Source organism: Jejuia pallidilutea (assembly GCF_002973595.1).
In the GTDB taxonomy this organism is placed as follows: Bacteria; Bacteroidota; Bacteroidia; order Flavobacteriales; family Flavobacteriaceae; genus Jejuia; species Jejuia pallidilutea.
This window is the reverse complement of the sequence record NZ_PVEO01000017.1, coordinates 15,650-40,890: the sequence shown is the minus strand read 5'-3', so window position 1 is coordinate 40,890 and position 25,241 is coordinate 15,650. Positions and strand designations below refer to the sequence as shown.

Here is a 25,241-nt window from a genome sequence, read left to right as displayed (position 1 = left end):
AGCCCGTTAGCGCCGATGGTACTGCACTTGTGGAAGAGTAGGTCGCCGCCTTTTTTGGAAGAGTCTAATTACATATGTAGTTAGGCTCTTTTTTTGTTCGAAATAATTTACGGAGGGCCACGCCTAGGGCGTGATTAATTCCTGCAACTGTTTATACTGCGCTGCGCTTGTATGCACAGGCAGTCATTGAACAGGTCGCCGCCTTTTTAGGTTCCCCTCATTAATTTATTTAGTGAAGGTTTTTTTTGTTTTTATTCTCAAATTTGAGATTTCCTGTAGCTCGGTACCCACCAACCCGTAGAAATTGGGACAGTGCAAATATAGCGCCCGTGTCCACGGGACCGCTCCGCAGTGCTTACCTGCCTGAGGTCGGCAAGCAGAAGGTGCGTCGTGGTTCTGCACAGGCTTTGGCCGGTAGGTGCGCGAGCGATAGCAGTGGCCAGCTTTTTTGGGGGGCGGGCACCGGGCCAGAACTAATAGCGGATAGCGCGGTTCTTACTTTTTTTTAAAAAACCCGCCCAAAAAATTATTCTATTCAGTATCTTCATCTTTTAAATTTTTGGAGTATTAATGGCAGAGAATAAGGAGTTGGAATTGGCGTGGGCGTTTGTAAACCATACCAATCGTTCTATTTTTTTAACTGGTAAGGCAGGGACTGGTAAAACAACGTTTTTACACCGTTTGAAGATGCATAGCTTAAAACGGTTGGTGGTGGTAGCACCTACTGGTGTGGCGGCGATTAATGCTAAGGGTGTAACAATACATTCGTTTTTTCAGATGCCTTTTGGTCCTATTTTACCGGAAGCGGATTTGAATTTAAATAAGGGGTTTAACCGCAGATTTAGTAAGACTAAAATTAATATTATTAAGAGTATGGATCTCTTGGTGATAGATGAGATTAGTATGGTGCGCGCCGATTTACTGGATGGGATTGATCGCACCTTGCGACGTTTTAGAAACCGAAATAAAGTGTTTGGTGGAGTGCAGGTGTTGATGATTGGTGATTTGCAACAACTATCTCCCGTGATAAAGGAACAGGAATGGGATTTGCTGAAGCAAGTGTATACTAATGGTTTCTTTTTTAGTAGTAATGCGTTTAGGGATTGTAATGCGATTACCATTGAGTTACAGCATATTTACCGGCAGGAAAACCCTAAGTTTATAGATATTTTAAGTTCCATAAGAACGAATTCGCTTACTGAAGAGGTGGCCGCGGAATTGAATAAACGGTATATCCCTGATTTTAAACCAGAGTCTGATGCTGGTTATATTTCGTTAACTACACATAATAACAAAGCTGAAACTGTAAATAGGGAGGAGTTAGCTAACTTAAAGGGTAAAACATTTACATACACTGCTAAAGTTGACGGAAAATTTCCTGAATATGCTTATCCAAATGCTGTAGATTTAAAGTTGAAAGTAGGCGCGCAGGTGATGTTTGTAAAAAACGATAGTAGCCCAGAGAAGCGCTATTTTAATGGCAAGATTGGTAAGGTAAAGCATTTGGATGCAAATGAAGTTTTAGTGCATTGTCCTGATGATGATTTTAATATTATTGTAACACCTGAGGTTTGGGAGAATATTAACTATTCTGTTGATACTGAGACTAAGGCGATTACCGAAGAAAAAATTGGCTCGTATACCCAAATCCCTTTGCGTTTAGCGTGGAGTATTACCATTCATAAAAGCCAGGGTTTAACGTTTGAAAAAGCTATTATTGATGCTGGTAGTGCCTTTGCACACGGGCAAACTTATGTGGCGTTGAGTAGGTGTAAAACTTTGGAGGGTTTGGTGTTGAAGAGTAAAATACACGCTAACCAAATTATAAGTGATGATAATGTATCGCGTTTTAATGCAGAAGCAGAAGAAAATGCGCCAGATGAACAGGTTTTAAAGGATTCTCAGCAGGAGTTTCAGTTGGATTTAATTGCAGAGATTTTTGAGTTTTACGGGTTTTTACATTCGCTGAATAGAATTCTGGATGTGTATTACAAAAATAGAACTATTATTGAAGGCCCTATTGAAGCTACTTTTTTACCCATAAAAGATTGTATCACAAACTTTTTGAAAGTTGCTAATGGGTTTAATGCGCAGCTAAAACAATTATCTGTAAATGAAGGTTTAGCGGAAGACAGTGCTGTAATACAAGAGCGCTTTAGAAAAGCGATAGCTTATTTTAATACAGAAACTGAAACAAAGATCTTAGAGTCTTTAAAAACTTTTGCTTTTACAACGGATAACCAAGCTATAGGTGCCGACATAACCAAACAATTATATGATTTTGAGGATTTGCTAACTATTAAAGTACTGTATTTTAAAGGTATGGTTAGTGGATTTAATACAACCAGATTTTTGGAGTTACGGGCAAAATCGGTGTTTTCTGGGAAAGAGAAACCAAAAAAGCAACGAAAAACTGTTATTGATGGTACTAGTAATGTAGAGCTATTTGAAACGTTACGTTTATTGCGTAATGATATTGCGGAGGAACAGGATTTAATTCATTATCAAATTTTTTCTCAAAAAACGCTTTATGAAATGTGTGAAACTTTACCGACTACAAAACAGGAGTTGCTAGAGGTAAATGGTATGGGCAAAAGACGTGTGGGGAAGTATGGTGACGCTATTTTGAAGGTAATTCGCGATTATTGTAAGGCGCATGATATTGAAACATCTCCTGATGTAGAATTTTTTGAAGCACCAAAGCCTAAGCCCAAAAAAGGGGATACTAAGAAGGAGTCTTTAGCCTTGTTTGAATCTGGTAAAACAGTGGAGGAGATTGCTGATATTCGGGAATTGAATACAAATACTATTATTGGGCATTTAGCAAGTTTTATATCTTCTGGTAAAGTGAAGATTACCGATTTAATGTCAGCCAAACATTATAAAGAATTAAAAGTGATAATTCCAGAAAAAACTTTTGAGAATCTGTCGGACTTAAAACATCAGTTGGATGATAAGTATAGTTATGGTGAGTTAAGGTTGGTTTTAAATGAATTGTCAAACTCCCAATGAGAAACTCTAAATGCCAAAACCTAAATCCTGAACAACAAACAACTAAAGATTAACAACTGGTAACTAATAAAGTCTCAAATCCGGAGGATTGTAATTTTTTTGTAAGGAGTAACAAGACTTTAGACTAAAGCATCATCTAGTTTTAATTTAAAAATATTTAGTTACTTTAGTGTCCATGAATTTAATTATCCAATCTACACTTAAAACACTTCAAAAATCCCAAATATTATTAGGCAACTTATCTAACGCGCAATTATGCGACGCTTCAGTGTCTCCCTATTATTCCAGTATTGGTTGCCACATAAGGCATATACTAGATTTTTACGATTGTATTCTTAACGCTAAAGATGGTAAAGTTGATTTAACTGCTAGAAGTAGGAATAAAGCAGTAGAATGTGATTGTGGATGTGCGCAGGATTATCTATCCGATATTCTTGGAAGTTTAAATTTAATAACTTTCAATATGGAAGAAGCTGTTTTAGTAACTGATGATTTAGGTTTGGGTAAAACGGAGATTCCTTATACTTATGGGGCGTTGTTAGCTCAGGCGAACAGTCACACGATTCATCATTACGCGATTATCAATTATATTTTTGATAGTTTGGGTATTGTGATTAACGATAGTGATTTTGGCTATAATCCCACTACACCAAAGCAGATTTTAGAGGAGTAGGTTTCACTTAGTTTAGGTATTGACTCGATATACCTGACAAAAGTAATATTTTTGAAAGTTAAAGGTTCTTAATATTATTTAGTCAAGACTAGAAATCACTCGAACCAACATTCTGTAAAAAGTTAGTTATTTCTTTTTGAACATACTTCCCATGATTGTTCTAATACCTTTAAACATCAAAAACACTGCCATTGCACAAATAGCACAACCAATAATAAGAAGCGGTAAATATAATTTATCATTTGGTTTACTAAATGCAAAACTTAATAAAATAGGTCCCATAAACAAGCTCAATAGCGCAAATACCATGGTTTTAATACCTTTAAATAATTCTTTTTTATCAGTTCTATTTTCTTCCATTTTTATAATATTTTATGGCGTTGCGTACGCTTTTGTATTGGTTTAGTAATTTTAATGCTTCAGTTTCAGAAACATTTATTTCGGCCATTATCATTTTGGTACCTCTATCTACAAGTTTGTTGTTGCTTAATTGCATATCAACCATTTTGTTGCCTTTAACATGGCCTAGTTGGATCATGGTAGCTGTAGTAATCATATTTAAAACTAGTTTTTGGGCAGTACCGGCCTTCATTCTAGAACTTCCTGTAACAAACTCAGGACCAACAACCACCTCTATAGGATATTTTGATACTTGCGATAATGGACTATTATGATTACAAGTAATACAGCCTGTGATAATATTGTTTTCATTACACTTTTCTAAAGCAGAAATAACATAAGGAGTAGTGCCAGATGCAGCAATACCTACTACAACGTCATTAGAGTTTATGTTATATTCCTGTAAATCTTTCCACCCTTGGGAGATTGAATCTTCTGCAAATTCAACAGCTTTTCTAATAGCTGAGTCTCCGCCAGCAATTATTCCAATAACTAAATTGTGAGATACCCCAAAGGTAGGAGGACATTCAGAGGCATCAACAATACCTAATCTACCACTTGTGCCAGCTCCCATATAAAATAAGCGTCCGCCTTCCTTAAGTTTTTTTACTACTTGAGCTACTAAAGCTTCAATTAGAGGTAACGCTTTTTCAACGGCAATTGGTACGGTTTTATCTTCGTTATTAATGTTTTTCAGAAGTTCTAAAACACTCATCTTTTCTAGATGATTATGGTTAGAATCTTGCTCGGTAGTTTTAATGAAACTCATACTTCAAAAGTATGAATAAATACACACTTTTTAATCATAAAGTATGTCTTCAACATCTATTTTCTTATCTTTAATAAAATCATACAAGGTTAGTTGTCGCAAAATGTAATAATCTTGCCAAAATTTTTGAAGTGAATTTAGATATTGAAATATAGCTTGGTCTTTTTCTTGAAGCGCAATGTTTAAATCTGTAATTGTAATCTTTCCTAAAATGTATCTTTTTTTTGAGATATCGTATCGTTTTTGGCCTACTTCCTTAGCCTTTTCAGCAGTTAAAAGAAACTCTCTTTGGTTAGACCAATTTAATACATGGAGATATATCTCCTGCTCAAATTCCTGTATGTCTTGATTGATATTGTTGTTGGTTAAATCTAAATCTGCTTGAGCCATTCTTATGCGAGATTTAGAAACACCCCAATCAAAAATAGGAATGCCAAGAGATACAGATACATTTTGTTGTTTATTAAAGTTATTAAATAGGTTATTAAAATCATCCCCATTATTAGATATCCCAAAGTTTGCTACAATACCAATGTTTAGTCTATTATTGCCTTTTTGAAATGCAACTTCTTTTTCGGCCTCTAAACGCCTTCTTCTAAACTCTATAACAGCCTTTCTATTCTGTTGTGCTTCTTCTAGGGCTTTATCAATGTCGACATCAAAAAGTGTTAATTCTTCAGGTACGGCCAGTTCAATGTTTTCGCTGTCTAGTTCTAAGTATCTTGCTAAGTTTTGCGAAGTTCTTTTTAATTCTATTTGATTTGAAGTAACATTATTGCGTGAGTTTAAAAGGGTTAATTCCATTTGTAACAAATCGTTTTCTGCAATTTTTCCCATTTTAAATCTGCCCTGGGCAATTTTGTATAGCGTATCCTGGTTAGAAAGGTTTGTTTCTGCAATCTCTAATTGTTTTTGTGCTTTAAGCAACTGGAAATATCTACTAGACGTACTTACAGAAATACGTTCCATGTTTTCAACAAATTCCCTTTTAGATTCTTCGTAAACTAAAGGTTCAATTCTTTTGTCCCATTTAAAAGGGTTAAACAATAGGGAATTTTGAAAATATCTAACAGTAAAAGGAATTATGGAATACCCAATATTATCATCTAGCCCAAATAATTCTACACGTTCTAAATTTGTATTTATAGAAAGTATACCGCCAGTATAAGGTACACTTTGCGATATAGATAGGCCTCCTTCAATTAATAATTGGTTTTGGTTTACAAAAATATCCTGACCCGCATCGTTAGTTATTCTTCGTACTTGGTTTCTGTATTCTGGCAAAGTAGCAGTAAGCCTTAATTCTGGTAAAAAACTGGCTTTATAATTTCTAAACCTCCAATAGTTTCTTTGGTTTTGGTTTAAGTTTATTTTATAATCGGGTGATTTTTTTTGAGCGATATTTATAGCTTCTTTTAGAGTTATTATTTTTGATTGAGAAAACAAGAGCAAGGGAAAAATAACAATGACGAAGAGTAGGAGTGTTTTAGTTTTCAAAAGCTTGGTTTTATTTGATTGATGATATACTTATTTTATTCATTCCTAAGTGCTTCTATTGGTCTTTTATTAGCAGCCGATTTGGCAGGAAAAATGCCAAATATTAGTCCAACAATTACTGCTATGAAGAACGATAGTAGGATGGAGTTTAGTGATAGAACAGTTTCTATACCAGATACAAATTCAATGATATACGCTCCAACTATTCCAAGAAAAATTCCAACAATACCGCCTCCAACGCTAATTAATATTGATTCTGACAGGAATTGCAAAATTACATCTTCCTCGGTAGCTCCTATAGCACGAATTATACCTATTTCCTTTGTGCGCTCTAAAACAGAAGCTAGCATAATATTCATAATACCTATACCGCCTATTAATAATGAAATACCAGCAATTATACTTAATACTATATTGAATATTTGTTTGGTTTTTTGTTGTTGTTTAAGCAATTGTATAGGAATTTGAATTTCAAAATCCAGTACATCATTATGCCTTCGTTTTAGCATTTTGCTTAATACTTCAGCTGTAGCTTTTAATTCATTTGAATTTGAAACCTGTACCGTTAATTTATCTATTTGATGATAATTACCTCTGGGAATTTTCTGTTTTGGTCCGTTTTGCTCACCACCTCCAAAAACAATAAAGCCTCCTGTGTTTTCTTGCTCTTTATCGGTAATTATTTTTCTATCTCTGTACCTAACTAAAAAAGTTTTTATTGGTATATAGATGTCTTGATTAAGATCTCTTATCCCAAGATTTTCCTGAGCTTTGTCTGAAATTAATTTTTCTTCAATAACTCCTATTACCTGCAACCAAACATCTTTAACTTTAATATGCTTACCTAAAGCACTTTGGCCAGTAAATAATTTTTTTTCAACTTTTTTTCCAATAACACAAACAGGCAGGGCATTTTCTATTTGATACCTATTAAATTTAGAGCCTTTTTCTATTTGTATGTTTGAAACACTAAAAAAAGTAGGGGAAATACCAACAAGTTTTACCGAATTTTGTCTACCATTGTTTATTACATAAGTATCTAATATAATTTCAGGACTAACGAGTTTAACCGATGGTATGTACTTTTCTATGCTTTGAGTATCTAAAATATCAAGACCCTTAGAGAATTTTTTTGTTTCTTCTTTATTGTTTTCTTCCTCGCTTGTAGAAGATTCTTCTGGTTTGTCGGGTATAGGTGTAACTACAATATTATTAACTCCTACAAGTTCTAGTTGTGCTAAAATTTCTTTTTCTGCACCATTTCCAATAGCTAACATTGTAATAACCGAAGCTACACCAAAAATAATGCCCAGTGCAGTTAAAAAAGTTCTTACTTTATTGGTTTTAATAAACCAAAATGCTTCTTTAAAATTAGATTTTAGTTTTTCTAAAAGTATTTTATCTATCATTATTATTTTAATAGCGTTATACTTTTATCTTCTTGGTCTTCAGGTTTGTTTAAATAAACCGTTTCATTTTCTTCTAATCCTTTTTTTATTATAACAACTTCATTATTGGATAAGCCTAGTTCAATTTGCCTTTTTTGGATGGAATAGCCAGATTCTACATAGGCAAACGTTATAGAATCTTTTGTAAAAACAGCTTCTAGTGGAATCATTAACACATCATTTTCGGTATGTGTTAAAATTCTATTTGAAGTTGTCATCCCAGGTCTTATGTTTTCGTTAGTGTTGTTCAATTTTATTAATACCTGAAACAATTTAATATCTGATCCTTTTTTATTTTCACCAACGTTGGCTACATCTGTAACTACACCATCCAATTCTATATCGGGAAAAGCATCAAACCCAACTTTTACAGGCAGATCTTTTTTTATTTTTCTAATATCGACTTCATTGCTATAGGTTTTAGATTCCATTTTGGTTAAATCGGGTAAGCTCGCAATGGCAGGCTCCCAAGTAGAAACACTGGCACCTACTTTTATTTTGTTGCCATTCCAGTCTTTAATATAAGTAACCATACCATCATCGTGGGAGCGAATGGTAAATTGGTTTTGCAATTCTGTAAGGGCCTCAATTTGTTTTTTTATTTTAGAAACTTCCGTACCAACTTCAATCATTTTAGCGTCGGCTTGTCTTTTTTTAATTGAATAATCTGCCTTTTTTTCTTTTAAATTACGTTCGGTTTTTTCTACACTTATTTCAAGAGACCTTATGGTGGCTGGAGGTTCGTAAATAGAACGTTCTAGCTCTAGTTTGTCTTCTTCAATTTTAAATTGTAAATCTTTTACCGTATTACGTTCTTGTTTTAAGGTTAGCGTGGTATCAAGTTGTTCTTGTATATATTTAGATTGTGCATTTTCTAAATTTAACTGTGCATCAAGAATTTTTGCATTTATTTCTGAAGGATCTAATTTACCTACGTAGTCTCCTTTTTTAACTATGGTACCTTCTGGAATAAGATCTTGAATTTTAAGCTGATATATTTGATATCTTCTTGCACCTGTAGGGCCCATAATTTTTTTTGAACTTGTAGATTGTGCTTCTCCTGATATAATGACTTCATTTAAAAACTGACCTTTTATAACTTGAGTGGTAATGGGGGAGTTTTCATCGTTGGAATTTCCAAAAAGGGAATAGGATGCAATAAGAGCTACAATTATTGCACCAATAATTATAAGTCGTTTTTTGGACATAATTTATTTTTTTGATTGATGATAGTAAATGTAATTAAAAAAAGAGTATAATACCTACAAATAAGATAAACTACTGATAAATATTTAGAATTTAAATGCTTAATCATAATTAAGCATCAAAAAACATACCTTACTGAATGCCTTGAAATTAGTTTTATAAAAATGAGATGTACAAAAAAAGCCCCTTTTTATTAAGGAGCTTTTATATTTTTTAAATATTGTTTTTTAATTTAAAATAGAATTAAACGTTTTACTAGGACGCATAACTTTATTGGTTAAATCCTCATCAGGTTCATAATAACCACCTATATCGGTTGGGTGTCCTTGAATCTCTATGAGTTCGGTTACAATTTTTTCTTCGTTGTCTTCTAAGGCTTTAGCAATTTTAGAAAACTCTGCTTTTAAATCGGCATCTTCATTTTGTTTTGCCAACTCTTGTGCCCAATACATGGCAAGGTAAAAATGGCTGCCTCTGTTATCTAACTCGCCAGCTTTTCTCGAAGGGCCTTTTTTATTTTCTAAAAGTTTATCGGTAGCATCGTCTAAGGCTTTACCTAAAATTTTTGCTTTTGCATTGTTGTTTACTTCACTAAAATGCTCTAATGAAACTGCTAACGCTAAAAACTCTCCTAAAGAATCCCAACGTAAGTGGTTTTCTTCAAGTAATTGTTGCACGTGCTTTGGTGCAGAACCTCCAGCACCTGTTTCAAACAAACCTCCACCATTCATTAATGGGACAATAGATAGCATTTTAGCACTTGTACCCACTTCTAAAATAGGAAATAGGTCTGTTAAATAATCGCGTAACACATTTCCAGAAACCGAAATGGTATCTTTACCATCTTTTAACCTTTTGCAAGTAAATAAAGTAGCTTCTTCTGGCGCTAAAATTCTTAAATCTAAACCAGAAGTATCATGATCTTTTAAATAGGTATTTACTTTTTTTATTAATTCTGCATCGTGTGCTCTATTTTCATTAAGCCAAAATACAGCGGGAGTTTGCGAAGCTCTTGCGCGAGTTACTGCTAATTTTACCCAATCTTGTATTGGTGCATCTTTAGTTTGGCACATACGCCAAATATCACCCTCTTCTACTTGGTGTTGTAGTAATACGTTACCAGAATCATCAATTACTTTTACAGTACCGTTTGCAGGTATTTCAAAAGTTTTGTCGTGAGACCCATATTCTTCAGCCTTTTGAGCCATTAGGCCAACATTGGGTACAGTTCCCATGGTAGTGGGATCGAAAGCACCATGTTTTTTGCAAAAATCTATGGTTGCTGCATAAACGCCAGAGTAGCTACTATCTGGAATTACAGCTTTAGTTTCTTGTAATTCGCCTTTGGCGTTCCACATTTTACCAGAAGTACGAATCATAGCTGGCATAGAGGCATCGATAATTACATCACTAGGTACATGTAAGTTTGTAATGCCTTTATCTGAGTTTACCATGGCAATGCCTGGGCCTTTAGCGTAAGTGGCTTCTATATCAGCTTCAATAGCTTTACGCTTATCTTCTGGTAATTCTTGGATGCGCTCTAAAAGGTTGCCCAAACCAGAGTTAACATTTACACCAAGTTCTTCAAATAGGGATCCATATTTTTCAAAAATACCTTTAAAAAATATTTTTACGGCATGACCAAATATAATTGGGTCGCTAACCTTCATCATCGTGCCTTTCATGTGTAAAGAAAACAAAAGTCCTTTTGCTCTGGCATCGGCAACTTCATTTTCAAAAAAGTTAAGCAACGCTTTTTTACTCATTACAGAAGCATCAATAATTTCTCCTTTTAAAATAGGGAAACTGTGCTTTAACACAGTAGTATTGCCACTGTTATCAGTATGTTCTATACTAACAGTTGTTGCTTCACTAAGCGTAACAGATTTTTCGTTGTGCGCAAAATCGCCATGGCTCATTGTTGCTACGTGTGTTTTAGAATCGCTAGACCATTCACCCATGCTGTGCGGGTTTTTCTTAGCGTAATTTTTTACAGCTTTAGGTGCGCGTCTATCACTATTTCCTTCACGGAGTACAGGGTTTACTGCGCTACCCTTAATTTTATCATAACGCGACTTTATATCTTTTTCAACTTCATTCGTGGGCGTGTTTGGGTAATCTGGTATACCAAAACCTTTGGCTTGCAGTTCTTTTATGGCGCCTTTTAACTGAGGTACAGAGGCACTAATATTTGGTAATTTTACAATATTGGTTTCTGGCTGTTTAGCCATTTCACCAAGTATTGCCAAATCGTCTGAAACACGTTGGTCTTCATTTAAAAAATCTGGAAATACTGCTAGTATTCTGGCAGCTAGGGATATATCCCTAGTTTCAATATCAATTCCAGAAGATTTTGTAAAAGCCTTAACAATAGGTAGTAAAGAACGCGTAGCTAAAGCTGGAGCCTCATCGGTTTTAGTATAAATAATTTTAGACATGTGTGTCGGTTTTTTTTAATAGTTGTACAGCTAAAAAGCGTTATGAAAAGATGTTTTGTTTTTAGCGATTGCGAATATACAAAAATTGGTATTTATAAAAGAAGCTAAAATTAATGAAAAGTACCTAAAACCTATACATTTAGGATAATTTTAATAAATTCTTTAGCATATAAGAATTTATCAAGAATAGGAATATTAAAGTAATAAAAAAACAAAAGCCATATCACTATAGAATTAAATCTATTCTGACATGGCTTTTTTGAGATAACGTGACGTGATGTATTTTAGTGTTACAACTAAAATTAATTTAAGCATTTGCTTAAATCTTTTCAATTCAAATCCAATTACCTCAATGAAACATATTAATGTGATTTTCAAAATGTATTGACCTATCACTATCTATGTTTCAGTAGATTGTTTTTCTTTATGTTTGGATATAAAATACACTTAGTGGATTTGCCTCGACCAAACATTGCTTAAGAACGCACTTTTTTAAGAGCTGCCTTAGTAAGCTTTTAGTTGCATATTCATGTAGCAATTTACGCTGATTCGAATAATTTACAACCTTATGGTTTTAGTTTATCATGTTGTGCATGTTAAAAAAACCTAGAAAAACAATAATATGTAAAGAACGTTACTTTAACAGAATTTTGATAAAACTAAAGCGTTATCATTTATTCTTTTACTAAGATACTACAAAACACATGTTATTCCAAATTTTATAACAAATTATATATCAACCGGTTATAAACAGTTGTTATCAACTTTTGTTAATAAAAAAAGCCTAGATTTAAAACCTAGGCTCTTGTTACTCTTATTGCTAGAATAAATTCTAGTGTCTACTTTCTTTAATTCTTGCTTTCTTACCTGTAAGACCTCTAAAGTAGTAAATACGTGCACGACGTACTTTTCCACGTTTGTTGATTTCAATTTTTTGTAAAGCAGGTAAGTTTACTGGGAAAATACGCTCTACACCAATAGATCCAGACATTTTTCTAATGGTAAACGTTTCAGAAGCCCCAGAGCCTCTTCTTTGTATTACTACGCCTCTAAAAAACTGGGTACGTGTTTTACTACCTTCTTTAATTTCGTAATAAACAGTAATTGTGTCACCAGCACTAAACTTTGGTAAGTCCTTTTTTGTTACAAATTCGTCTTGAACAAATTTTACTAAAGATTCCATTTCTTTATATTTAAAAATAGTTGATTCGAAACAACATTCACGATTTTCGCCAGAGGTTAACCCGAAATTGGCTGCAAATATAGCTAATAATTCATAATGCGCAATTAATAAATTTATTTTTTATGTGGGCGTTTGACTACCAGCGTTAGAAGGGCAGGTTACGCCGCTATAAAAAGCAGGTGTAGGCTTTTTGTTACAAGTCCTTGCCCGTTTATTGCCTTGGGCTTTCTTCTGTAATCTTTTAACGTAAGCTAATTTACTAAGGTCTTTTTTTTAATGTGTAAGTTTGATTTGTTTTGGCGAGAGGCACTTTTAAACGGCCTCGGCATTGAGTAGTTGCGTAGTTTAGCGTTTAATTTTGAAAGCCTGCCGACAGACAGGTACACATTAAACTAAAATCCGTGAGTACTTTCTGAATTAGGAGATAACAAGTAATTATTTATGTCCATTGTTAGCAGTAGTTCTTTTTATTCAGTTGTTTCGTATTCTTTTAGAGTCTTTCCACTTTTTAATTTCCATTCTTTAAGTCCATTCGCATTTCGTCCCATTAGAATAGCGGCAGCGGTTGAAGGACTAGAAAATTCATAATCTTTATCAAATACAAGTCCATTTTCGGATTTTATTATTGTTTTGTTTTCAATTATTCTTTTCCTAATGTTAATTAATGATTTCTGCATTGACTCGGTTGTGCTTGTTGCTACTTCACTATTCTTGAAAACTATAAATCCTTTTGAACTTGGGATTCCAATTCCGTTTGCTCCTCTTGCAGCTTTAATGTAGAAAGTATTCGTTTTTTTTGCCTTATTAGCTTCTGCACTTACTAAGGTTTCAAATACTCTATGACCTAAAGTGTTTGTAAGCAATTTTATATTTTCAATAAATTCTTCCATTTCAGCAATTTCAGATTCAGATATTGATGATTTTGCGGGAATTGTATTATTCTCTAACTCGTAATGATTAATTTTTTTAGTTATCTCATATAAACGACTTTCTAAATATTTTATATGTGCTTTATTTAGATTTTCGTCTTTGCTTATGAATAGAATAACTTCAGACCAAAATTCTTTCTGAGCAACGTGTTGTTTTAGTCTATCAATTATAGTTTCAGCTTCTCCAATGTAGACTAATCCTTTTCCGTCTTCGTTTTCTCCAAATAATAAGTAAATCCCTGGACTTTGTAAATCTTCACGTGAATAAGATTCTTTAATCATTATTCTAGGAATTTTATATGCTTTTCCTGTCCAATTTGAAAGTTCACAAGTCATTCTTCCATTAGGTTCTCCATCGATAAGAAACAACTTAATTGTCCTTCCAAATTTTTTCATAAAGTTCTATTTTTGAATGCGCGCCAACGGTTATGTATAAGGAAAGTTGCGTGTTTGTGTACGAGGATTTTCCGAAGGAAAATCAGAGAGAACAAATGCGCACTAGCCTTTTGATTTAGGAATAAATTTAAGCATTATTTCCTATACTTTGTTAGGTGCAGTTTTTTCTATTTTTTTTCTTTTCAAACTCAAATTAATAGATAGATTTACAAGTCCGTCCATAGGTTGGAAATTCTTATTAGTTATAATTACATGTGGGTTCATAGTCAGTTTAAATTTTTCACCACCAATTCCAAAGAAAGGAACCAACCTTAAACTCCAATTATTGAAGTCGGTGTATGTAACTAACTCAGCACCCATAACTATGAAGGTATAACAAAAAAATCCGCTGATTTTTGGACCGATTGTTATTTTATCAGCACTTAAGATGACCTCAGAACCAATTCCATATTGTAATCCTCCTCCGTGCATTCCTCCAAAAAATGATTCATTAAATCCAATGTCAAGGATGTGATAATTCTCTTCAGTTGTATCTCCATAACTATAGCTATATCCAACACCGATATTCTTTGAATAATAAGAAGCATAATCTCTTGTTTTGCGATTTTGCCCAAATCCAAGATTTATTAAACCGATTAAAAATAAAATTATTATTCTAGTTTTCAATTTTGAGTTCTGTTTTTCAAATTGCACGCCAACTAGCGAATATACATAGTTTGAAAACTTCTATATGGCTCATTAAAAGCGACTTATATTAATTATTTAGCTAAGTTCGATGTTTTTTAAATAAAAACTAATATTTAGCAGCCTTTCCATTACTTAAAGAATTATTAATAAACTCGCGTAAATCGTCATTGGCTTTTATTAAATCTTCGTTACGCAAATACATCATGTGGCCGCTTCTGTAACCTTTAAACGTAAAACGGTCTTTTAGTTTGCCGCTAGGGTCTACTTGCCACATAGTATATTTAGCGCCAAAATAGGTGGTAGCGCCATCGTAATAGCCAGATTGTATTAAAACTTTTAAATATGGGTTTTGTGCCATGGCTTGTCGCAACCCTTCGCGAACATTATCGTTACGTCTATCCCAAGGGTGTACATCCCCAAACATGTTGTATTTTACATCTGTTTTAAACTTTAAGTGTTCTCTTAAATAATAATTTATGGCAGGTGTAAAGGAGTGTAACCACGATGTTAATTCTGCACTGTAATCTGGACTCGTTCCAGCCTCTGTTCTATCTATTCCTAAATATCTAGAATCTAAACGCCCAATGGTTTGTCCGGTTTTGTTGCGTAACAATTCTTTCCAGAAAAAACGTGTAGGCACATCTAAATTATATTGTAAAATAGATGTTTTACTCAAGCCAGAATAGTATGCCATTTTTTCGGCAACATTTTGTTTTTCGCTTTCTGAAACAAAACCTCCTTTTGCTAAAGTTGGCATTAGGGTATTTATGGCAAAATTTTCGGCTTCTGGTAAAATATCTAACAAATCTTTTTGCTGTAGAGGATTTGGTAATACTTTTTGATACCATGCAGCAGCTGTGTAATAGGGTAGGTTTAATGCAGAATATACTGGTTGGTTGGTATTGTACAATTTATAATCTGCTGGACTCACTAAAATTACACCATTTAAGTACATCCATTGGTTGTCTTGTAGTTCTTTTGCAAGCCCCATAACACGCGTGCCACCATAACTTTCGCCAATAATATACTTTGGTGACTCCCAGCGGTTTTTTCTAGTTACAAATGTATTTATCCATTCTGCGAGGTATTTTATATCTGCATTAATTCCGAAGAAATTATCGCGTTCTGGCAATTTGCCATCGTTATCTTCTACCAGTCTAGAATACCCTGTGTTAACTGGGTTTACATAAACAATATCTGCTACATCTAAAATGGAATTTGGATTATCTTTTACGCCATAGGGTTGAATTGGGTAGCCTTCGTCATCAATATTTAAAACTTTTGGTCCTGTGTAAGCAATATGCATCCATACCGAGGCAGAACCAGGGCCACCGTTAAAGGAAATAACCAAAGGTCTTTCAGCTTTATTTTTAACATTATTGCGTTCGTAATAGGTATAAAATAAGGTTGCTGTTGGTTCTCCTTTTTTATTCCAAACGGGTTGTGTACCTGTACTAGCCTTGTACGATACTTGTTGGCCTTTAATATTTACCGAGTGGTTGGTTACTATAAATGTATCAACAGGTATTTTTCTGGTTTGCGCATTAACTATTACTAATGATAAAGTAAAAAATAGTAGGATAGACATGTGTTTCATATAATATTTTATTTTGTTTAAAGATAATAAAATCAAATGTTAAAATCCTTCAAAAACGCCAAGGCCAAATAATGCAAAATCATATTTTACGGGGTCTTTTGCATCTAATTTTCTTAGATTTTTATCTAACTCAGCAAGAGCCTTTCCATCGTTTTGTTTTCGTTTTAGTAGGCCTAGTTTTCGGGCAACATTCCCTGAGTGTACATCGAGCGGACATGATAATTGGCTAGGGGAAAGGTTCTGCCAAATACCAAAATCTACACCTGTATTATCGTTTCTTACCATCCAACGTAAATACATGTTAATACGTTTAGCTGCCGAATTTTTTAAAGGATCGCTTACATGCTTTTGTGTGCGTGGTAAATGTTCAATTTCAAAAAAAATACGCTTAAATTCTGAAATTGAGTTCTGTAATGTGTTTTTTTCTGCATTATTAAAAAATACGTTTTCCAATCCACCATGTTTTTTATAAATATGCTGCAATGATTTTATAAATTGAATGCAATCGTCGCCATTAAAGGTGCGATGAACAAAAGGGTGTAGTTTTTGTAAATCGGTTTCGGAATGGTTTAAAACAAAATCGTAAGGCGAATTATCTAACAATTGCATTAATTTATTGGCATTATTAATAATACTTTTACGATTGCCCCAAGCTATGGTTGCGGTTAAAAACCCCGAAATTTCAATATCTTCTTTTTTTATAAACTTGTGGGGAATCTGTATCGGGTCGCTTTCAATAAATTTGGGGTTATTGTATTGAATAACTTTGGCGTTTAGAAAATCTTTAAGTTCGGTTTTTTTCAAAAGCACATTATTGGTTAACAATTAAACCATCTACCATAACCAATTTTCTGTCGGCCATATCAGCAAGTTCTTCGTTATGTGTAACAATAACAAAGGTTTGCCCGAATTCGTCTCTTAATTTAAAGAATAAATTATGGAGGTTTTCGGCAGATTCGCTATCTAGATTTCCCGAAGGTTCATCTGCAAAGATTAAATCTGGGTTGTTTACCAAGGCTCTAGCCACGGCAACGCGCTGTTGTTCACCACCAGATAGTTCGTTTGGTTTATGGTTGTAACGGTGCGATAATCCTAAAAAATCCAATAATTCTTTTGCACGTATTTCGGCATCGGCCTTTTTTGTGCCTTTAATAAATGCTGGTAAGCATACATTCTCTAAAGCTGTAAATTCTGGGAGTAGTTGGTGAAACTGAAAAATAAAGCCAATATGCTCGTTTCTAAATTTTGCTAAAGCTTTGTCTTTTAAAGATTTAACTTCATAATTATTAATAAGAAGACTAAAATCTTCGGTTTTTGATGCTTTGTCTAATGTTCCTAAAATTTGTAACAAAGTAGTTTTGCCGGCACCAGAAGCACCAACTATTGAAACGATTTCGCCTTTTTTAACTTCAATATCTACGCCTTTTAAAACGTGTAAATCGTCGTAATATTTGTGTATGTTTTTCGCTTTAATCATATTAAATTCCTAAAAAAATGGAAATTTACTGTTTTAAGAACTATTGCGCAATTATAAATACTTTGGTTAGCCTTAAATGGTTTGTTTTACCACTTTTATAAGGTTGTTATAGTCTATAAAATATTGAATTCTTAAAGAAAAGGTATGTTGAATAGGTTGGGCAAACAAAGTATCTAAAGTGTCATAGAAGCCTAGAGTAGAAGCATCATTTGAATTAAATAGCTGATTTCTGTAAAGTGCCGTTAAAAAACTACCGGGAGCAAATTGCCATGAATAGTTTAAATCTAAATTCCAGGTGCTGAAGTTGATGTTGGGATCGTCTTCTAAATCGGTTATTAAAATACCACGCTCCTGGGTTAGCCTACCATTTTCTTGTAAGGTGTATAAGGGTTCGTAGTATTTTACATTAGACCAATAATGCCTAAACGTAAGTGTTAATGCATTAAGTGGATTAAAATTATAGCGTCCTGAAATTCTATTAATTATTGTTATCCTGTCGCGTTCTCCAAAAATACTCTCGTCGTTAAATTTTGTTGCATAGCCTCTATCTTTTTTTCTTTTTTCACTATCAAAAGAATAGGTAAGTAGAAATTTATCGGTTACTCTCACTCTTGGGGCAATATTAAAACCAAAGTCTTTAGAATATCTTCCCGTTTCAAAAAACCTTCTGCCTCTTATTTCAGCATCAATAGCGAATATGTTATTGTAATTTGATGATATAAAAGCGTCTGCGGTTAATCTGTTTTCAAAAACAAAAAATTGGTTTTCCTGTCTAGGTTCAAAATAGTCGTATTGTTTTCCAAAATCAAAATTTACAGAACTTCCAAAAGTATGTAAACTTTTAGTTGTGGCTCTGTACTGTATGCCTGTGTTGCCTCCAGTATATACATTTGGGCTGGCTAATCTTCTTATATTAAACCAAGAGCTTATGCGATAATTATTTAATTTTTTTGTAGGTGTAAATGTTCTGTATGAAACATCAATATCTAAATTGTTAAAATTATTTCTGAAGAGTAGGCCCAAATCGTTTATGTCATAATTGGCATCTGTATAGTTGTGTGCAATACCATATCTAAAATTACCATGTGTTTTTTCTATACTGGCACTGGTGCTGTACCCTGTAGTTTTAGTGCCGTCTATATTGGTAATGTGGCTCATTTTTACTTGACCTTCAATATTATAAGTATTGCTTTTGTTTGTTATATCTGCTAATAACCCAGTGACGTTGGCATCTCTAAAGCTTCCAGATCGTGATACGTTTGTATTGATAAGGCTTACTGAAGAGTTTTGGTTAAATTGTTTGTCTATAACAACAATATTGTAGTTGGAAAATGGCTCTACTACCTCTTCTCTAAATTGGCCTGTTATGGTATCTTTTAAACTTGCTGTTGTGCGTTCGGTAAATGCATTGAACACTCCAACGCCCAAACCTTTTTTTGTTCTACCAGATACTTTTACGGCGTTTAAAACCTTAACAATGTTGGGGCTGTCTACAACAATTTCGTTAGTATTTGGTGAGGTGTTGCCTGTGGGGGCACTACCAACACGACGGGAGAAAAATAAACCACCTTTATTAAAAAGGTCTACACCTTCGGTAAAAAATTGGCGCTGCTCAGAAAAAGCAAGTTCAAAAGGCCCTAGATTGAGCTCTAAATTATCAAAACCTGCCTGACTAAAATCTGGTATTAAAGTGGCATCTAACGTAAAGTTTTCGGTAATACCATATTTTACGTCTAAACCCACAGTAAAATCGGTATCAGTTTTATTGTCGAAAGAATTTATAATGCCAGAGGTAAACGGGTAAAAAATAAGTCTCGTAGGCGGTTTAATACCTTTTAGTCCTCTAAGTTCCCCATGGTATAGGCTAGAATTACCAACAGTTACATCTATAGGATTCCAAGAATATTGTGAGCGATACCTTCTAAATTGTCTTTGAAATTGTAATCCCCAAGTTTGCACGTTTTTATTAGAAAAACGTAACGTTCTATAAGGTATTCTCATCTCTACAACCCAACCATCATCTTTAATTTTTACAGCGCTATCCCAAACGGCATTCCAACTAAAATCGTTATCTCCAGAGCTTGCTAGGGCATCGGCTTGATTTCCAGAACTAAAAACGTAGAATTTTGTATCGTTAATACCGTCGTTATTTGGGTTTAACACCACTTCAAAAAAATCGGCTTGTCCAAAATTATCTCTTGTATTAAACTGGCGCATAATTAGTTTGGGGTCATCATATAAATATGCTGCAATGTAAATGGCATTATTATCATAGCTCATTTTAACCTCTGTACGCTCGTTTTCAGGAAGCGTATTACCAATATCTGGTCTAAACTGAATAAAACCTGTTGCAATTTGTGTGTTTTCCCATAACTTATCGTTTAAAATACCATCAATTACTGGTGGCTTTTCGGTTCGGGATATGGTGTATACTTTTTTATTTTGTGCTGCTATACTGTAGATAAAGCATGAAAGAAATAATAAAGCTGTATAATATTTCATTCTCTAATTACTTCTATTGGATTTCTTTATAAATTATCAGATTTATTATGATTTGGGTAACATTTTACAAAAGTAAATTTGCTAAAGGTTTTAAATCCTAATAAAAAGTTAAAAAAAGTAAGTTGTATTTAGAAGCACAGTACTAAGCCATAAAAATTTAATTAACTTTAGAACTTTAGAATATAAACTACTATGCCATACAAAAATTTAGAAGAGTACAATACAAAGATTACAGAAGACATAAAAGAACGCTACAAGCGTATTATTGAAGATTTAGGTGAAGATACCAACCGTGATGGGTTACTAAAAACACCAGAACGTGCTGCTAAAGCAATGCAGTTTTTAACGCAAGGGTATGCGCAGGACCCTGTAGAAATACTAACAAGTGCCATGTTTAAAGAATCTTATAACGAAATGGTAATTGTAAAAGATATAGAGTTGTACTCGTTGTGCGAGCACCATATTTTACCTTTTTTTGGTAAAGTTCATATAGCTTATATTCCCAATGGTTACATTGTTGGTTTAAGTAAACTCCCCAGAATTGTTGATGTTTTTGCAAGACGCCTACAAGTGCAGGAACGATTAACAGAACAAATTTTAGATTGTATAAACGATACTTTAACGCCCCAAGGTGTTGCTGTGGTTATAGAAGCTTCGCATATGTGTATGATGATGCGTGGTGTGCAAAAGCAAAACTCTATTACTACAACATCTGGTTTTAGAGGACAGTTTGAAAAAATTGAAACACGTAATGAGTTTTTAAAGCTTATAGGGAAGTAACAATTGGTATACTTTTTGTACTAATTAAGTAAAACTATTAGCTATGCATTTAGAAAATTTAAGTAAATCAAAAAAACTTGGCTTAAGTATATTATTTGATGCCATTGGTATGATAACCTTTATAGATATTGTTTGGGCACCTGCTTCAGCATATTTGATGAGTAAAATGTACAAGGGCAATAAAGGAAAAATAGCAGGATTTGTGTCTTTTATTGAAGAAATTATTCCTGGTTTTGATATTATTCCAACGTTTACAATTATGTGGTTGTTAACTTATGTTTTTCAAAAGAAAGAACAGCCCATTACTGTAGAAGTTGAAGCAGAATAATACTAGAATGTAATATTTAGAAAATCCCTTTCTACCTGTTAAATTCAGAAGAAAGGGATTTTTTTATTTCAATAAAATATAATTATTGTACAGTTACTGGAAAAGTAGCTACAATATCTTCTTCACCACCTGCATTTTCAATATTACCTTCGCTTACACCACTTGCATTTTTTAATGGTTCGTGTACTAGAGTAACAGTAATGGTTCCTGTTCCACTTGCTCCAGTTGTAAGTGTAAAACTTAAACCAATTGGGTTGCCATCGTCATCCTCATCGTTATAATCAAAAGTAGCAATAGCGTTTGTTGCAGAGAAAAAGAATTGATGTTCGTCGTCTTCCTCCTTAACTTCTTCTGTAATATCCTCAACATCATTGGGGTCTAGCTCATCTAGTAACTCTATAACTCCATTATATACTGTACTAGCCGCTAAATTTCCTGATACTGTAACAACAGGAGCATTGGGTCCATCGCCATCTAAATCTTGGGTTTTAAGTATAATGGCAGAGCCTCCAGCACTAGGGGTTAAGGTAACCGTCATGGTTGTTATAACTTCTTCCTCATTAATTATTACTGGTGTATCATCATCATTATCACAAGCAATAAAAGATCCAGTTAATAGTGATAAAATTAAAATTCTTTTTAATGTTTTCATTCTTTTAAATTTTTAATAGTTTAACTTTATTTGTAACATAAAATTTCTTCCTAAATCATCGGCAAAATATCTTAATCTGTTTAAGTATTCTCTATAGGAAGTGTTGAATAGGTTAAATACGGTGAATCCCAGATTTAACTTTGTTTTTTCTGATAATGCAAGTGTAATATCACTTCTAAAATTAATTAAATGATAGGCTGGGGGAGGCGTGCTTATATCTACCAAAACCATTTGCTGGGTTGTAGGATTTAAAGTTTCAAAATTAAAATTTGGGTAGTCGTTTTGCTCAAACACCCACTCGCTTTCTAAATTTGCATTAAAATCCAACCATTTTTTATTGGTATACCCTACAGCGTTAACAGTTCTAAAAGCAGGCATATCAATCAAGGCAATTTTAGCATTGGTGTCTCTTCCTTTAATAAAGGAAGTTTTGTTGTTAATATTCCATTGCTTTAATTTATAATTTGCCGTAACATCAACTCCATAAAGCAATGCATTTATTTGGCTATAGTTCCAAACAGGGAAAGCGCCTCTTATGGTTTGCTCTGTGCCAAAAGGTACAATTTGAATAAAATCTTCTATGTAATTAACAAAACCCTCAACATTTAATGATAAGTTTGAAGATTTGAATTGATACGTTGCTCCAAAGCGATTCGATTTTTCTTGCTCAATTCTTAAATCTCCCAATTCTATTCTTGCGGCAGAATGGTGTAAGCCATCGCTAAATAACTCTGCAGGATTTGGCGAACGTCTAGATAAGCCGTAGTTAAGTACAACAGACTGGAGTTGGTTAATTTTATGAAATATTCCAGCCGATACCGATACATTATGAAAGGTATACTCAGGGTTTACTAGTAACTGGCCACCATCGGTTTGTATTATAATATCGCTGAAATCCTCATCGTAATTTCGCTCTTCCCATCTGCTTTCCAAAAACCATTTTTTGGCATTTATTCGATTAAAATCATAACGTAAACCAACATCTAAAACCGTATTATCGCTCAATATAAAGTTTGAAATGGCGTATGCACCAACATCATATCTATCATAATCTGGAATTAATCGCCTTACTCCAGTATCAGGATTAGCAAAATTGTTCTGATAACGTGCATGAATTCCAAAATTATACGTAGTCTCGGTTTTAGCATCTAGCTTTAAATCGGCTTTAATGTAATGTGTTTTTAAATTTAAATCTATCGCTGGCTTATTATCGTCTCCTCTTCGAATATCAAACTCAAAACGTTGGTTGTTTTGAAAATCGTATTGTAATTGTAGCTTTCCAAACTTTTTAAAACGTTTATAAAATTCAGCCTTTAGTATTTGGTGGGTGATTTCTTGTTTTGGAGAATTAATGTCGTAACTAAAATCTTCAATTACTATAGGTTCTCCATTATTAATAGCATCTACCAAATCGTTAATACTCCCAATATGAGCCGATCTTAATATACCAATTTCGGTTTTTAAGTGGCTATAATTGATGTTAAACCCTTTTTCAAAAGTTTTAAAGCCTGTATTTAAGTTAAACCCTTTGGTATCAACACCAGTATTGGTTAAATTATAATTTGCTGCCTTAAAATCTCCAAAACGTTTTGCCGAAGCTTGACCGCTTATATACCAGCCCTTTTGCCAAGTTTTGGTTAATGCAGAAGTAACATTATAACCTCTGCCATTGGTTTGTCCGCTTATAATGGTTTTTCCGTAAACAGAGTCTTTTCTACTTATTTTAGAAGGCGACATTACTATTACACCTCCAATAGCATCACCACTATATGCCAATGCATTGGCACCTTTTATAACATTTATAGTTCCTGCGGAATTTAAGTCGATGTTTGGCGCATGCTCTATACCCCATTCTTGGTCCTGTAATAATACACCATTGGTTACAACAGAAATTCTGCTACTGTGCAACCCGTTTATAACAGGCTTTACAATGGAATTACCGGTATTAATAGAAGATACACCAGCTACTTGTTTTAAGGCATCTCCAAGATTTAGTGCGCTAAAGCGTTCAATGTCAGAAGTTTTTAATGCACTTTCTTGTCCGGTTTTCGTTAACCTTACTCCTGCGTTTCCAGAAATTTTTACCTCATTGAGTTCTTCAACATGGTGTTCCATGTTAATTTCTTTGTAGGTGTCTCCTTCTATGTTTACTTCCAAACGTTTAGTGTCGCATCCTACATGAGATACAACTAATATTAAGTTACCGTTGCAGAGGTTTTTTATAGAAAATTTTCCATTAATATCAGCAGCGAGGTATTTATCAAGCGTTTCAACATAAATTGTAGCACCAGACATTGGTGTACCATCATGAAAATCTTTTACTTCACCAAATAAAGTATATGTACAGTTTTGAGTGTGCATTATGTTCGTAAAACATAATACTACAATCAATAAATAATATTTCATCGTATTGTTTTTTAGTTTAAAAATGGGGATTTTAAACTAAAACTGGGGGACCGCGAAGAGAGAAAGATAAAGTGCGATGATTATGAAGAAATTTGTATGTTAATGGATATATTCTAAAATATTGGGTAATATCAAGCCAGTTATGGTGTTCCTCAGGTAGTAAAAAATGTTTATTTAGTTGAAATTTATAAAATTCACAATCTAAATCTACTTGATGAATATGTGTTTTTCCTGGAGTGGCACAAACCTTGTGCTTGTGGTGGGTAAAGGCGTGTATAAATTTAGCTGCAGAAGGAGCAAAAAGCGCTGTAACTAGTACAATAGCAAATATTCTAAAGGCGATATGTTTTTTAACCTCTTGCACTATTCAACAAATTTTTTAAAGCCTAGTCTTTTCAACATTTTCTTTTCAAAATTCCAAAAGAAATGATATTGTCCAAAAAGCCAACCTATGGCCACTAATAGAATTTGATAAAAGATAAAACCTATAAGGATGTACAAAATCCAATAAACAAAAGCTGGTAGGTTATCTTTTGTTATGCCTATAAATTTTATAATTGGTTTGCCTATAAAAACAGATGATGAGCCTGTAATTGCAAAAACAAGAAATATACTGATAAGTTCCCACCTGTACTTAATATCCCACTTGCTTTCCAATTTTTTAAAAATAAACAATACAAACTTAAGCAGTAAAAAAAATATACCAGCAGTTAAAGCTATATTTAAAGCAATGTGTTGTTCTTTTAAGAATAACGAAGATAAGCGAAATGCAGAGTAACCCAGACCTACAATTCCCAACAAAGGAAATATAAGTTGCCAGTTTTTAACGATTTCCCAACGTTCTTTTAGCTTCTTCACAATT

The 25,241-nt window shown here is 33.6% G+C and carries 21 protein-coding genes; 4 read left to right on the top strand and 17 right to left on the bottom strand.

Features of this window, described 5'->3' with window-relative positions; all coding sequences use genetic code 11:
- Positions 1-570: 570 nt before the first annotated feature.
- Both CLV33_RS17015 and CLV33_RS17010 read left to right on the top strand, forming a co-directional pair.
- Positions 571-3,012 carry a helix-turn-helix domain-containing protein gene (locus CLV33_RS17015; RefSeq protein ID WP_105474884.1) on the top strand — a complete coding sequence of 814 codons (2,442 nt, stop codon included), beginning with the start codon at positions 571-573 and terminating at the stop codon, positions 3,010-3,012.
- Positions 3,013-3,187: 175 nt separating this feature from the next.
- Entirely contained in the window at positions 3,188-3,685 is a 498-nt protein-coding gene (locus tag CLV33_RS17010) for a hypothetical protein (RefSeq protein ID WP_105474883.1), read from the top strand.
- 126 nt (positions 3,686-3,811) lie between these two features.
- Here CLV33_RS17010 and CLV33_RS17005 read toward each other — a convergent pair whose 3' ends face one another.
- The 13 genes from CLV33_RS17005 to CLV33_RS16945 all read right to left on the bottom strand — a co-directional run bounded on the left by CLV33_RS17005 (position 3,812) and on the right by CLV33_RS16945 (position 20,213).
- Positions 3,812-4,045, bottom strand: coding sequence for a DUF6095 family protein (locus tag CLV33_RS17005; RefSeq protein WP_105474882.1), 234 nt, complete (start codon positions 4,043-4,045; stop codon positions 3,812-3,814).
- Positions 4,032-4,853 carry an N-acetylmuramic acid 6-phosphate etherase gene (gene murQ, locus CLV33_RS17000; RefSeq protein ID WP_105474881.1) on the bottom strand — a complete coding sequence of 274 codons (822 nt, stop codon included), beginning with the start codon at positions 4,851-4,853 and terminating at the stop codon, positions 4,032-4,034. The genes CLV33_RS17005 and murQ overlap by 14 nt, the downstream gene beginning before the upstream one ends.
- Before the next feature lie 30 nt (positions 4,854-4,883).
- Complete coding sequence (locus CLV33_RS16995; RefSeq protein ID WP_244906455.1) at positions 4,884-6,350, bottom strand: TolC family protein; 1,467 nt, start codon at positions 6,348-6,350, stop codon at positions 4,884-4,886.
- Positions 6,351-6,385: 35 nt separating this feature from the next.
- The gene (locus tag CLV33_RS16990; RefSeq protein WP_042249100.1) at positions 6,386-7,759 is read right to left on the bottom strand and encodes an ABC transporter permease; all 1,374 of its coding nucleotides are present in this window, start codon (positions 7,757-7,759) and stop codon (positions 6,386-6,388) included.
- Positions 7,760-7,761: 2 nt separating this feature from the next.
- On the bottom strand, positions 7,762-9,006 hold the full coding sequence (locus CLV33_RS16985) for an efflux RND transporter periplasmic adaptor subunit (protein ID WP_105474880.1): 1,245 nt from the start codon (positions 9,004-9,006) through the stop codon (positions 7,762-7,764).
- A gap of 225 nt (positions 9,007-9,231) precedes the next feature.
- On the bottom strand, positions 9,232-11,442 hold the full coding sequence (locus CLV33_RS16980) for an NADP-dependent isocitrate dehydrogenase (protein WP_105474879.1): 2,211 nt from the start codon (positions 11,440-11,442) through the stop codon (positions 9,232-9,234).
- An 832-nt stretch (positions 11,443-12,274) separates the two neighbouring features.
- Positions 12,275-12,625, bottom strand: coding sequence for a 50S ribosomal protein L19 (gene rplS, locus CLV33_RS16975; protein ID WP_042246045.1), 351 nt, complete (start codon positions 12,623-12,625; stop codon positions 12,275-12,277).
- Positions 12,626-13,092: 467 nt separating this feature from the next.
- Positions 13,093-13,950, bottom strand: a complete 858-nt coding sequence (locus CLV33_RS16970) for a GIY-YIG nuclease family protein (protein WP_105474878.1) — start codon at positions 13,948-13,950, stop codon at positions 13,093-13,095.
- 141 nt (positions 13,951-14,091) lie between these two features.
- Complete coding sequence (locus tag CLV33_RS16965) at positions 14,092-14,616, bottom strand: hypothetical protein (RefSeq protein WP_105474877.1); 525 nt, start codon at positions 14,614-14,616, stop codon at positions 14,092-14,094.
- 127 nt (positions 14,617-14,743) lie between these two features.
- Complete coding sequence (locus tag CLV33_RS16960) at positions 14,744-16,225, bottom strand: S10 family peptidase (RefSeq protein ID WP_105474887.1); 1,482 nt, start codon at positions 16,223-16,225, stop codon at positions 14,744-14,746.
- Between the two features lie 48 nt (positions 16,226-16,273).
- Positions 16,274-17,038, bottom strand: coding sequence for a TIGR02757 family protein (locus CLV33_RS16955; RefSeq protein ID WP_105474886.1), 765 nt, complete (start codon positions 17,036-17,038; stop codon positions 16,274-16,276).
- Positions 17,039-17,045: 7 nt separating this feature from the next.
- Entirely contained in the window at positions 17,046-17,711 is a 666-nt protein-coding gene (locus CLV33_RS16950) for an ABC transporter ATP-binding protein (RefSeq protein ID WP_105474876.1), read from the bottom strand.
- A gap of 72 nt (positions 17,712-17,783) precedes the next feature.
- Complete coding sequence (locus CLV33_RS16945; RefSeq protein WP_105474875.1) at positions 17,784-20,213, bottom strand: DUF5916 domain-containing protein; 2,430 nt, start codon at positions 20,211-20,213, stop codon at positions 17,784-17,786.
- 192 nt (positions 20,214-20,405) lie between these two features.
- Here CLV33_RS16945 and folE point away from each other — a divergent pair, with 192 nt between their 5' ends.
- Together folE and CLV33_RS16935 are read left to right on the top strand one after the other, a co-directional pair.
- On the top strand, positions 20,406-20,993 hold the full coding sequence (gene folE, locus CLV33_RS16940; protein WP_105474874.1) for a GTP cyclohydrolase I FolE: 588 nt from the start codon (positions 20,406-20,408) through the stop codon (positions 20,991-20,993).
- Positions 20,994-21,036: 43 nt separating this feature from the next.
- Positions 21,037-21,321, top strand: coding sequence for a hypothetical protein (locus CLV33_RS16935; protein WP_105474873.1), 285 nt, complete (start codon positions 21,037-21,039; stop codon positions 21,319-21,321).
- Positions 21,322-21,403: 82 nt separating this feature from the next.
- Here CLV33_RS16935 and CLV33_RS16930 read toward each other — a convergent pair whose 3' ends face one another.
- From CLV33_RS16930 to CLV33_RS16915, 4 genes are read right to left on the bottom strand one after another with little or no spacing between them, the layout of a single operon-like run.
- Positions 21,404-21,973, bottom strand: a complete 570-nt coding sequence (locus CLV33_RS16930) for a type 1 periplasmic binding fold superfamily protein (RefSeq protein ID WP_105474872.1) — start codon at positions 21,971-21,973, stop codon at positions 21,404-21,406.
- A 12-nt stretch (positions 21,974-21,985) separates the two neighbouring features.
- Positions 21,986-24,379, bottom strand: a complete 2,394-nt coding sequence (locus CLV33_RS16925; protein ID WP_105474871.1) for a TonB-dependent receptor — start codon at positions 24,377-24,379, stop codon at positions 21,986-21,988.
- A 31-nt stretch (positions 24,380-24,410) separates the two neighbouring features.
- On the bottom strand, positions 24,411-24,743 hold the full coding sequence (locus tag CLV33_RS16920; protein WP_105474870.1) for a hypothetical protein: 333 nt from the start codon (positions 24,741-24,743) through the stop codon (positions 24,411-24,413).
- Positions 24,743-25,237, bottom strand: a complete 495-nt coding sequence (locus CLV33_RS16915; protein ID WP_105474869.1) for a DUF6787 family protein — start codon at positions 25,235-25,237, stop codon at positions 24,743-24,745. The genes CLV33_RS16920 and CLV33_RS16915 overlap by 1 nt, the downstream gene beginning before the upstream one ends.
- Positions 25,238-25,241 lie beyond the last annotated feature (4 nt).